The organism is Arthrobacter sp. AL12 (assembly GCF_029960645.1).
In the GTDB taxonomy this organism is placed as follows: domain Bacteria; phylum Actinomycetota; class Actinomycetes; order Actinomycetales; family Micrococcaceae; genus Arthrobacter.
The window spans coordinates 101,494-113,326 of record NZ_JASBQY010000012.1 but is presented as its reverse complement, the minus strand read 5'-3'; the positions used below and the strand labels follow the sequence as shown (position 1 = coordinate 113,326).

At 57.3% G+C, this 11,833-nt stretch carries 10 protein-coding genes and 1 pseudogene; 4 read left to right on the top strand and 7 right to left on the bottom strand.

Translation table 11 applies throughout. From position 1 onward, the window contains the following. Positions 1-127 precede the first annotated feature (127 nt). Complete coding sequence (gene istA / locus QK291_RS13720) at positions 128-1,372, top strand: IS21 family transposase (protein WP_282382804.1); 1,245 nt, start codon at positions 128-130, stop codon at positions 1,370-1,372. Next, a complete protein-coding gene (istB, locus tag QK291_RS13715) occupies positions 1,369-2,127 on the top strand; it encodes an IS21-like element helper ATPase IstB (protein ID WP_282382802.1) in 759 nt (252 codons plus the stop codon). Before istA ends, istB begins: the two co-directional genes overlap by 4 nt. Positions 2,128-2,161: 34 nt before the next feature. Here the strand turns inward: istB and QK291_RS13710 are convergent, their stop codons facing one another. Further along, positions 2,162-2,677 carry a transposase family protein gene (locus QK291_RS13710; RefSeq protein WP_282382799.1) on the bottom strand — a complete coding sequence of 172 codons (516 nt, stop codon included), beginning with the start codon at positions 2,675-2,677 and terminating at the stop codon, positions 2,162-2,164. 150 nt (positions 2,678-2,827) lie between these two features. Here QK291_RS13710 and QK291_RS13705 point away from each other — a divergent pair. Next, positions 2,828-2,995: pseudogene (locus QK291_RS13705) on the top strand (IS30 family transposase); the annotation flags it as partial. Between the two features lie 152 nt (positions 2,996-3,147). On the opposite strand, the gene QK291_RS13700 reads toward QK291_RS13705, so the two are convergent. From QK291_RS13700 to QK291_RS13675, 6 genes are read right to left on the bottom strand one after another with little or no spacing between them, the layout of a single operon-like run. Continuing rightward, entirely contained in the window at positions 3,148-4,437 is a 1,290-nt protein-coding gene (locus QK291_RS13700) for an O-antigen ligase family protein (protein WP_282382796.1), read from the bottom strand. Between the two features lie 57 nt (positions 4,438-4,494). After that, positions 4,495-5,379: a polysaccharide pyruvyl transferase family protein gene (locus QK291_RS13695; protein ID WP_282382794.1), complete on the bottom strand. Its 885-nt coding sequence runs from the start codon at positions 5,377-5,379 to the stop codon at positions 4,495-4,497. Then, positions 5,379-6,863: a lipopolysaccharide biosynthesis protein gene (locus tag QK291_RS13690; RefSeq protein ID WP_282382793.1), complete on the bottom strand. Its 1,485-nt coding sequence runs from the start codon at positions 6,861-6,863 to the stop codon at positions 5,379-5,381. The genes QK291_RS13695 and QK291_RS13690 overlap by 1 nt, the downstream gene beginning before the upstream one ends. 49 nt (positions 6,864-6,912) lie before the next feature. After that, positions 6,913-8,088 (bottom strand): glycosyltransferase, encoded by a 1,176-nt coding sequence (locus tag QK291_RS13685; RefSeq protein WP_282382791.1) that lies wholly within the window; start codon positions 8,086-8,088, stop codon positions 6,913-6,915. After that, positions 8,085-8,918 carry a glycosyltransferase family 2 protein gene (locus tag QK291_RS13680; protein WP_282382788.1) on the bottom strand — a complete coding sequence of 278 codons (834 nt, stop codon included), beginning with the start codon at positions 8,916-8,918 and terminating at the stop codon, positions 8,085-8,087. The genes QK291_RS13685 and QK291_RS13680 overlap by 4 nt, the downstream gene beginning before the upstream one ends. 1 nt (position 8,919) lies before the next feature. Next, positions 8,920-10,134 (bottom strand): glycosyltransferase family 4 protein, encoded by a 1,215-nt coding sequence (locus QK291_RS13675; RefSeq protein WP_282382785.1) that lies wholly within the window; start codon positions 10,132-10,134, stop codon positions 8,920-8,922. A 240-nt stretch (positions 10,135-10,374) separates the two neighbouring features. Here QK291_RS13675 and QK291_RS13670 point away from each other — a divergent pair, with 240 nt between their 5' ends. Further along, positions 10,375-11,817: a sugar transferase gene (locus QK291_RS13670; protein ID WP_282382782.1), complete on the top strand. Its 1,443-nt coding sequence runs from the start codon at positions 10,375-10,377 to the stop codon at positions 11,815-11,817. Positions 11,818-11,833 lie beyond the last annotated feature (16 nt).

The following is an 11,833-nucleotide window of genomic DNA, read 5'->3' as shown; positions in this document are numbered from 1 at the left end:
ATGGTTGTCATCCACGGCTCGTACCGGGTCCAGGCCTTCGTGCCGGGGTCTTGGAAGAATGTTAACGCCAACCGAAAATAGGGCCAGGAACGCCAACTGAAAACAGGGCCACCGACCATTATGGAAGGTGATCAATTTGGATGATTGGGCGGAGATACGCCACCTGTTTTCGACGGGCAAGCACTCGAAGCGTGAGATCGGCAGGATCGTGGGGGTTTCCCGCGGAACGGTTGACCGGGCGCTGGAGTCGGACCGGGCGCCGAAGTATCAGCGGGCGGCCGGAGTGTCGAGTTTTGATGCGTTTGCTCCCAGGGTGCGGGAGCTGTTGGTAAAGACGCCGACGATGCCGGCCGCAACGCTCGCGGAGCGGGTGGGCTGGTCCGGTTCCGCGTCGCTGTTCCGGGCGAAGGTCGCCGCGATCCGGCCTGAATATGCGCCGCCGGACCCGGCTGACCGTCTGGTCCACGAGCCGGGGTTCCAGGTCCAGTGCGATCTCTGGTTCCCGCACGAGCCGCTGCCCGTCGGTGCAGGCCAGAACGACACGCCACCGGTGCTGGTGATGACTTCGGCGTTCTCGGGATTCATCCAGGCACGGATGCTGCCCTCAAGGACGACGCCGGACCTTTTGGGCGGGATGTGGACTCTGCTCCAGGACGCGCAGGCGGTTCCGTCGCGGCTGTTGTGGGACAACGAGTCCGGCATCGGCAGGCGCCGGCCCACCCAGCCGGTGGCCGCGTTCGCCGGGTCCCTCGGGTTGGAGATCAAGCTGCTGCCGCCGCGGGATCCGGAGTCCAAGGGCATGGTCGAGCGGATGAACAGGTTCTTCCGGCAACGCTTCATGCCGGGCCGGGAGTTCCGCTCACCAGCGGATTTCAACGGCCAGCTGGAGGACTGGCTGCCCAAGGCCAATCACCGGTACTCGCGGTCCCGTCACGGCCGTCCTGACGAGCTGATCGTGCTGGACCGGGAGAGGATGCGGGAACTGCCGCCGGTGAGCCCGGAGACCATGTTCCGCAACGCGGTGCGGCTGCCGCGGGATTACTACGTGCGGGTGTTCTCCAACGACTATTCCGTGGACCCGTCGTTCATTGGGCGGATCGTGGATGTCGTCGCTGATCTGGACACTGTCTGGGTCACCCATGACGGCGTCATCATCGCCACCCACGACCGGGCCTGGGCCCGGCATCTGGTGGTGACCGATCCGGCCCACGTGGCCCGCGCGGCGGTGATGCGCCGGGACTTCCGGACCCAGCGGGTGCGCCGTCCCGAACCGCCAGAATCTGTGGAGGTGCGGGATCTGGCCGCCTATGACGAGATCTTCGGCATCGACCTCGGCCAGCAGCCGAACCTGGTCCTGGAGACGGCGTCATGACCGGGACACCGTCACAGATCGAGTACTACGCCCGGGCTCTTCGCGCACCACGGATCAGCGACGGGTTCCGCCGTCTCGGGGACCAGGCCCGGGACGCCGGCTGGTCGCACGAGGAGTACCTGGCCGCCGTGCTCTCCCGTGAAGTCTCCGAACGCGAAGCCTCCGGAGCGGCGACCCGGATCAAGGCCGCGAGGTTCCCGGCGCACAAGGACCTCGAGGAGTTCAACTTCGACCACCAACCCTCCGCAGACCGGAACCTCATCGCCCACCTGGGCACCGGCGTGTTCCTCTCCGAAGCCAAGAACGTGGTCCTGCTCGGGCCTCCCGGCACCGGCAAAACCCATCTCGCGGTCGGCATCGGCATCAAGGCAGCCAAGGCCGGCCACAGGGTCCTCTTCGATTCCGCCACCGGCTGGGTCGCCCGTCTGCAGGAGGCTCATTCCCGCGGGAAACTCGCCCAGGAACTGGTGAAACTACGCCGCTACGGGCTCCTCATAATTGACGAAGTAGGCTATATCCCGTTTGACCAGGACGCCGCGAACCTGTTCTTCCAGCTGGTCTCCAGCCGCTACGAACACGCGTCCATGATTCTGACGTCCAACCTCCCCTTCGCCCGCTGGGGCGACGTCTTCGGGGACCTGACCATCGCCTCGGCCATGATCGACCGGATCGTCCACCACGCCGACGTCATCAGCCTCAAAGGCAACAGCTACCGACTCAAAAAACACCAACCCACCGCCGGTACGGCACAATAGAACGAACAACAAGTGGCCCTGTTTTCAAATGGCACTAATGGCCCTGTTTTGGGTTGGCGTTAACAAAGAACCGCACGGACCGGTAGCGGTGCTCATCGATGCCCAGCATTCTGGGTGCGAGGAGGTCAACGTCGGGCAGGCGGAGAGCGGCCTGGCTGATGACCTGCTGGACCAGCCACCACGAGACCCCGAACGCCACGGCAGTCTCGGACACGGCCCGCCCCGAGGTGATGACCGCGTCCAGCACAGTCTCGCGGAGCCGCCGGGTCGATCGGGCCCGGCGCGGGACCTGCGGCGTGGCCTCATAGAACGATTTCCGCTCGCACAGGTACTCGTCACAGAACCAGCGGCGCTTGTCCCAGAGAAGCACCACCGCGCCGGCGACCGGGATGTCACGCAGCTGCTGGCAACGACGTTCCTTCACCCGGGAAGCGATCACCCCGCAACTCGGGCACCCCGGCGGAAACATGGACTCCACCGTGACATAGCGTGCCCCATCCGGGAGCTGGACGGTGGCGGTGACACGGTAATCAGGCAGGTTGAAGATCAAGCTGGCAGCATCTTCGGCCGCCACAGTAGGCTCTAACAAGGCTCGTGGTTCCTGTTCAGGTTGAATGCGTAGTAACACTCATCCCAGCAGGACCACGAGTCCTCTGCTAGCTACAACACGAACCTATTTCCCCGGGAACCTTGAAGAGCCACCAATGGGCTCATCCGCGAGTACCTCCCCAAGGGCACAGAGCTGACCAGTCACCAGCCCTACCTGGACTCCATCGCCGACGAACTCAACGACCGCCCACGAAAAGTTCTAGGCTTCTACACACCCCGGGAAGCATTCAACAAGCTACTCAACGACAACGTTGCTTAGACGAGTTGACACCGCCCCTCTTTTGACGAGTGCCGACACCGACAAGCGATCTTGCTCGGAAGACACCGAACTGGGCATCGGCCACCGCCAAAGCGAGTGATCCTGGCCTAAGACTCAAAAATTGCTTCGAGGGCCCCTGAGGAAGCACAAACTTATGCAGCGATGGGCGAAAGGGCCTCGACATTTGATCTTTGTGACGACCACGCATGCAGGAGTCCAAATACAAGTGCAAAAAGAGGCAGTACATAGCCGCCCAAGATCCCCCACCCAGTCGTCCCCACGAGATACAAACCCGGGAGGGCTGCAAGGTAGACGCGCGACGCCTCACCACCATCGGAATTGAGGCGAAAGCGCCTTAGCGCGACAAGCGTGCCAATCACGACCGGCAATAGGAGGCTCGCGGCGCCGACGATTCCGATCTCTGCAAGGGCAAGCAGGAATGCGTTATGCACAGGCACTCCGGAAGCCGTGAGTGCGTCATAACTCCCTACGACATCCACATAGGAATTCGGGCCAACTCCAAGCCACGGAGAGGACGAAATCTGCGCCCATGCAACATCCGTCAGAGTAGAACGAGCGCCCCCTTCAGGATCCTCGTCGAATCTGGACAACAGAACTCCCGACAAGAAGGCGGCGGCCGTGAGCGCCACACCGACGAACGCTGCCTTCCGGCCCCGCTTCGCGGCCCTGGCCGGAGAAAGAAGCGCCCAAATCAATAACATGCACACAGCCGCAGCCGAGACGGCACGTCCACCCGTCATGGCGAGTACGACAAGACCCGCACCAACGGCGTAACGCCAGAGGACCGCGTCGGCTCCCCCAACTCTTCGACCAAACGGAAGCATTGCAGCTAGAAGGAGAAAAATAACCTTACCCAAATCATTGGGGTGCCCTAGCGTGCCGTTGAAACGTGAGCCCAAGAGGGCTTCCTGGTTGGCTTCGAGTGGGTTTACGTCGAGGCCGAGCCATTGGAGAATGCACACGGCAAGTTGTAGAAATATAACGGATGAGATCAGCCTAACTAAAAATCTTCCATTGTCGGCCGCTAGGCCAGAAGATATATTCATACCAATAACCCATGCTGCAGGCGCAAGAAGCAACTGGAGGATACCCGACTGCTGGACCTCACCACCCGTCCAGACTAAAGCCGCCCCGGCGGCAAGCCATGCAATTAGTGGGATCCAAACCATAAGACCAAGCCGGTATCGCGGCCGAAACAATGCGAAAAGAAGAAGTGCGCCGACGGCAACAATATAGGTGGTGAGCTCTGGACTTGCTGGGCCTATTCCAACATGCCTGTAGACAGATTGATGAGTCAAGTTACGAGGCAGAACTGCTGCACAAAAGAGAATCAACAGAATTGAAAATTTCGGAAATCCCCAAAGGTGAATTGCGATCCCAAGACCGATGAAGGCCAGTAGTGCAACCAGTAATTCAATCATCTAGTTTCATTCCAGTTCGGTATTGACTGCCATTAAAGCTACTTGAGGCAAGAAATTTTAAAACCCTTCGATGGCTTTCACAAGGTGCTCAGCCAGTGTGGACGTTTTCTTCTCGAGTACTTTCACCAACCCTTCACAGTTTTGGTGAATCTCATTTATTTTCGACTCTTCCAGTGCAAGCTGGATCGGAAGTCTAGATACCTCGTGCCCCACGCTCGAGAAATAGTCTGCATATTTGAAGTCTGGTTCCTGGTCCGCCTCGCCGTCCCAGGAAACCAATTGTGTTGGTACCCCCAAGGAATGGCCCAGAATGAGGCCGTGAAGGCTAGATGTGAGTACAAGGCTTGAATTAGAAATGCGTTCGATCATGGCCCTGGGATGTAACGTCGGCTCGGCAATGTCTATATCAACCTTCGTCAGCTGCTTAACAGTCTCGCGACCCGATCTGCTTGACCAAGCCCGAAAGTGCGGGATCGCCAGTACACCCTTCTTCCGCAGAGTCGATCGAGACGCAAACATCGGCGCCAACATGCCCGCATCACCGAGCGCCGTCGAAGAGGGCAAGCCCAAGGCATCTCTCGTGTGGTTTCCGCGGACAGCGAGTATTGGCCCCAGACGCCCCTTGAGCAACTCTGCTTCGCCCGGACTAATTGGCTCCCTAATTCCGGTTCCCCAGACAGCAGCTCCGCTGCCCATAGCTGCATAAAGACCGAGGACCGAGCCTATTGCCACAAGCTCAGCCGACCGAGGTTCCGCCCACTGAACCTGTCGACGCGTGACGGCTTCGACAACATGGCTGGAAAGTTCGTCGCCGAAGTTGGTGGCTATTCTTCCTGTACGAAGTCCGAGTCGAATCCAGACACCGGGGTTGGTTTTCGCCTCTGGCCAGGCCAGCCGAAGGTTCCTACCGGGGGCCCACCAAAATAGCCTCAAGGGAGTCACTATGTTCTATCTCCTACACTTCTCTTGGCCGCCACTCGCGGAGCGACGACTAGTTTGGCCGTAGCAACTATGGCCGCCATGTCTTTGCGATACGGTCGCACAATCACTGACAAAAGTCCTATGACAACTAAAGATGTCAACGTGACGATTAAGACCACCGCAATATCTGCTTGATTACCAGCCGCGCGGGCCACTGCGGTAGAGACGCCGGCACACGTAAGGCCAAGGATGATTGCCCGGATTCCGCCGTACGCCAGAGGGCCTATGTTCAAATCGGCCGCGCGCCGCAACCATAGCAGGGCCAGGGGCCAGTTCAGCACTGTTCCCAGACTGTAGGCCGCTGCGATGCCTACCGGACCCCAATTGCTGCCACACACAATGGCCGCGAGCAGGATGGAGCGCGAAATCAATGAGAATCTTAAGTGCGAACCGGTCAGCCCCTTTGACAGGAATACCCAGTAACCAATATACCCAACAGCCTGAAAAGCGCCGGCGATGGCCAAGACTTGAAAGATTGCGGCACTGGGTAGCCATTGCTCCCCAAAAACGATGCGAATAAGAGGTTGGGCGCACGCAGCCATCATGCTGAACAATATAACTGCCGGGTAGGCCACCATTAATTGGGCACGCTGGAGATAAGAATTGAAGCGGCCAGATTCATCTTTCAACTGAGACAGTACGGGCAGCGCCACTGATGTCAACGGCGTAAGAATCTGATTCAGCGGCATCATTAAGATTTGAAAGCCCCGATTATAGAAACCTAACTGCTCGGCCCCGAATTTTGAACCCACGAGCAATGAATCGACATTACTCGTGACGTAAACAAGACTCTGAGTAAGAACTAGACTCTGACCATATTTCAAAAAAGAACGAATGCTGGCATTTCGGACTGGAAGTCCTGGCGTCCATCCTGCGACAATAATCCTGAAAATCAAAAGGGATGCTGACTGCGCGACGAGCTGAACAACAATTGCCCAATAGCCGAAACCTGCAATGGCTGCACCTACACCGAGGCCTAATCCTACGATCTGCGCAAATACATCCGTCAGAGATAGTGCGACAAACTTCATTTCACGCGCGAGTCCAGCCTGAAATTGGGTTTGGAACCCATTGAAGACAAATGTTAGAGACAAAACCAGTGTTATCTCAATGAGTCGATTATCCTGATAAATTAAGGAAATGAACTGAGAAGCGAGACAACAAAGTAGGGCTACTAGAATGCCGAGCCCTGCTCCAAACCAAAATAGGTTCGTTCGCTGTCCCTTGGACATACTGCTCGATTGAATGGCGGCGGGGACCAATCCGAATTCGCGGATAATATCCCCAATGCCGATAATCGCAGTGACCATGGCAACGAGCCCAAAATCTGCGGGTGCAAGCAACCGGCCCAAAACTACTAGTCCTGAGAACTGAATGATGAAGCGCGTGGCCTGAAGACCGATCGTGACCACGCCCCCGCGAGCGGCGGCTGACCCCAGGTTCAACTCTCCACCCTAAGTCTCTGACTGCTGGCCGTCAGGTCTGGCGCCAGTCTCACTGGGCCATGTTCCTTTGTTGATCAGGCATACGGAGCTCGGCAAGGGCTAGGTCCAGAGAAGCTCCAATTGCCTCAGGAGAATAGGTGCTGCTCGCCCATCGAGCAGCTTCCTTAGCGAGCGCAAGTCCCTTCTGACTGTCTAGGAGTACTTCCACGACGCTGCTCACCCATTCATCAGCAGTGTCAGCGACCATACAATGAGCCTCCGTAACACCAGCTCCCTGCACAACTATCGGGGTTGCCACGACGGGAGCCCCCAGCGCCATAGACTCTATGAGTTTCATCTGCACGCCGGTTGCCATCCGAATGGGGATTATCGATACGGAAGCCGTGGAGTAGTATCCGGTTAGACTCTCCACTCGACCAGTCACGGAAATCTGCGGGCCAGCCATCTGCATAATCGAACGAGAAGGTGCATCGCCGACAATTGTCAAGTGAGCACCCGGGATATGCTCCACGACTCGTGGGAAAACTTGTCGGACGAACCAACTGACCGCCTCGGAATTTGCGCGATAGCTTTGTCGCCCAACAAAGATGATTGAGCCAGCGATTCGCGCTTCAGGAGTTGGTGGGGAAACGCCGCTGAGCGCATGCGGGCTCCGTACAAGACTGACATTGTAGTGACCATCGACCAGGTCGTTCGGCGAAGAAACAAGGATTCCATCGAACGCTTCGAGGACTTTCACCTCGGCTCGGCGCATTCTTCGAGCCTCAATCTTGGCAATCATTCTCCAGACCGGATTCCTGCTGGTTATCGACAGAAGATCATAGTAGGCGCTTCGGAACTCATCAAGATCGATGACAGTCGGAACATTCTCAAATTCATTGACAAACTGGGCGGTTCTTATCACGTTCAAATATCCCAGGTCCGGCTGGAACGCAGCTAGCTCACGCCGAATTACACGCCGAAATTTATTTGCATCAACATATGATTGTTGAAGTGAACGCCCAAGCACCAGGCCCAGAATGCATCTAAAATAGGCCGATATCTTCCGCAGTCTCACCGGCACGACGCGGCTGACCGGAAGTTCTAAAAGTTCTTCGATCTCAGTCTCGCTCCAACCGGCGCCAACTACAACCACTTCGTTATTTTCGGCCAAGTGCTTTATAAGTCCCAAGCTTCTCGGACGTGTCACACTTGGAGCCCAAGGAACGACCACCAATATCTTCACTTTAGCAATCCTAACGATTTCGCCATCAATATTTGGCGGCTCGTGCCATGTTTTCGTAAATACACCGAGTATCCGGCATAGTAGTGGCTCGACTTGCCTGCAGCCGTCGTACTCGTGCTCTCCAGATGCAATGCGGAGGTGTTTCTCGCGAGTATGACGTTATATCCCTGGGCGCGCGCCCGCCGGCATATATCGACATCTTCAAAGTACAAAAAGTAGTCCTCATCGAACCCGCGCAGAGTCTCCATCAGGTCGACTCTGAGCATCATGCAGAATCCAGATACCCAGTCGACGGTTATTGGATGTCCGGGAATCAATGAATCTGCTATGGACATTCCGTTCTGGCTGGAACGGAACAAACCGAGGAGACGGCGCTTCAGTTTCTGAGGCATAAATCTATCTACTTGAAACTTAGCGAGAACTTCTTTCAGTAGGCTGGGGAATGGCCCACCGGCAATCCCAGACTCGCCGTTCCTATATTTCATGAGGGGCGCAGCGACTCCAGCCATGGGATCGGTGAAGACGGACGTGAGGCAGTCCACCACCTCTGTCGTAACAAAGCAGTCGGGGTTAATGAGGAGTAATAATTCGCCTTCGACACCCTCTTGCAGGACTCGGTTGATCCCGCCACCGAAGCCATGATTGGTCCCGTCTGAAAGCACTACTAGGCGCTTATCCTGAACCGCGGTCAAAGCCTCAATACTTTTTCCGCTGGACGAATTCTCCCAGACGTAGAGACTGGAGATACCAGATGCCAACGCAGCTTCCACGCACTCTACGATGAGGTCTTCCGAATTATACGCAACGATTATTCCACTTACGTGAGGCACTCTATCCACCTATCCCTGAAGTCATGATCTGGCCATAGCGCCTCCACGAGAACTCCGTTCTTACGAAGCCGCGACCGCTGGCAGCCAGTTCTTCCGCCATCTGGGGGTCCCTCGATATCTGAATCATTTTCTCAGCAAAGGACTCTGGTGTATCTCGAATGTAACAATGCACGTCATCGGTCACTTCAAGCGGATCGGCTGCTGCGGAATTCAGGATGAGGGGCGAACCGCAAGCCAAGGCACGCAGAGCCTTCAAGAGCACGCCGGCGTCAACGAGAGTCGGAGCCAGTACAGCAACCGCCCCTAGGTACTCCGATTCAATACTGGGAACTAGACCAACGATCTGGATTCTGGGGTCTTGTCCGAGTTCCACGACTACAGGTGACGGTCGCGCGCCGACGATCCTCAAGACGGCTTTTGGGAGCGTCTTCCAAACGAGGGGCATCACCTCGTGGGCCAGGTAGACCGCCACAGCGGAGTTGGAATCCCGCCACATGGCCCCTGCGAACACAAAAACACTTGAATCACAGTCACCGGCGGACCAGGGCTCCTCCGAGATTTCTATCCCGATCTTCACATGCGTTACCGATCGGTCCGGTGACTTGCTCCTGACCCACGACGCATCCCGGGAAGACAGTGTGAAGATGCGGTTCGCTTTCCGCACTACAGCCTTCTCCAAGTGGAGAGCACGCAAGTGCTCTATCCATCGATACGGTCTCTCGACCCCTTTTGATCGAGCAGCGCGCTGTGCGAATACGCGGGAGGTTATGTCATGCAAGGTCAGCGACCAAGGCAGCGAAGTCTGGCGCCGGAGTGCCTCCACCGGCTGCAAATACTCTACGTGAACGAGGTCTGGACCAACCCGGTCCAGTACTGCCATAGCTTCGCGCGTGTTGTCGCGTGACCAGTCCTTCCGCAGCCCAGCAGGAAAGACACCGAGATGCCTTGAGAACGAAGGACGTGGTGCGCTTCCCGCGTGATAGGTGATGAGGCCGCCGGCTACCGTCGAGCTGGAGGACTCTACTTGGTCGGGTGCATAAACGTGGAGGTCGAATTCCTCCGACAAGGTCTCTACAAGGTGTTTACCCAAGTCGTCCGCTGCGTGCCCGTGCAACGTCTTCGGCGAATACGGCGTGAGGATAAGTAGCCTCCTTCGGGGCTTAACGCCATTGAGCGATCCTTGTACAACGGCTCCTGGAGCCTGTGGGTCGGGCACGGTCGAGCCTCCAAAACTGAAAAAGGATGGGGCGCCGATATATGGGCCATGCCGGTATCAGCAGTTCCCTTAGAAAGTGCGGCGCCGGCGCTGCATGAACCCAGACTAACAGGACAAGTTGAGCTGTTCCGGTTGCGAGTCGTCTCACTGATATCTTGCGGATGACACCTGCTCCGGCGGGCCCCAGCAACATCTATGATTGGGCTGGCACAATGTCGGCAGCTAAAAATCGGGGGACGTATGAAGGTCACAACTAGAGCGTGGCAGGTCACTTATGCCCGTCGACTTCTGGTCGTCGATGCCACTGTTGTGATTTGGGCAACAGCGGGCGCGTACTTCGTTAGATTCGGGAATAGCGCTACCCCGATTGTCGATGCTAGCGATGTGAGCTATCAAACATTTGCCATTTTCCTCGGCTTGGCCTGGTGGATCATGCTGGGAATCTGGGGCAGTCGTGACAGCCGGATGCTGGGATCCGGGTCAGAAGAATACAAACGAGTGCTGGCATCTTCGGCATGGCTATTCGGTTTCGTGGCGGTAGTCTCGTACGCACTTCGGATGGACACAGCCAGAGGTTTTGTCGGTCTCGCATTTCCCGCGGGAGTCATTGGCTTGCTTGCCGCCCGTTGGTTGCTCCGTCAACATCTGAGCCTCGACAGAAGACTTGGGCGGAGCAATTCGCGGGTTTTGATAATTGGCGGACCCGATTCCGCGGACCATCTGGTTCGATCGCTGCAGCGCGAACCGGCTGCTGGCTACTTTCCCGTGGCCGCGCATTTGCCCGGCGCCAGCCTGGAGTCTGCCGCCCGATCGAACTTGTCGGTTCCCGTGACCGGTGTGGCAACGGACTTCACAGCCATCATGGCAGCCATTGAGCTTGCGAATGTTGACGCTGTCGCTGTGTCGGCAGGGGCTTTGCTGACACCGCACGACCTGAGAAGACTCGGATGGGAGCTGGCCGCGCGAGATGTTGGAATGATTCTAGCGCCGGCGCTCACTGACATCGCTGGTCCACGAATTCATACGCAGCCAGTTGCCGGACTGCCCCTAATCCACGTTTCGACCCCAAAACTTACCGGGGGGAAAAAGGTCGCCAAGCGTACGTTCGACGTAATTGGTGCCGGTCTTTTACTCGTGCTGCTGGCCCCGGTTTTCCTAGCGGTAGCCGGATTAGTCAAGCTAACCAGCCCCGGACCAATCTTCTACAAACAGGAACGCATCGGACTCCGCGGAACCACTTTCAGTATGCTGAAGTTTCGATCCATGACTGCCGATGCCGACGTTGGTCTGCAGGCGCTTTTAGACGCTCAGGGCAAAGGGGATGAGCCTCTGTTCAAAGTGGAAAACGACCCCCGAATTACCCGACTAGGGGGAGTCCTCCGAAAGTTTTCGCTTGACGAACTCCCGCAACTGGTGAACGTTTTTGTAGGCAGCATGAGCCTAGTCGGACCCCGCCCCCAGCGTGCCGGTGAAGTCGCGCTCTACGATGATGCTGCCCACCGGCGGCTCTATGTTAGTCCTGGCATGAGCGGTCTATGGCAGGTTAGCGGACGTTCGAACCTCAGTTGGGAAGAGAGTATTCGGCTGGATCTGTACTACGTAGAGAATTGGTCGCTCATGGGCGACATCATCATACTGTTGAAGACGTTCCGCGCCGTGATGACAAGCGCTGGGGCGGTCTGAAACACCCGTGGTCAGT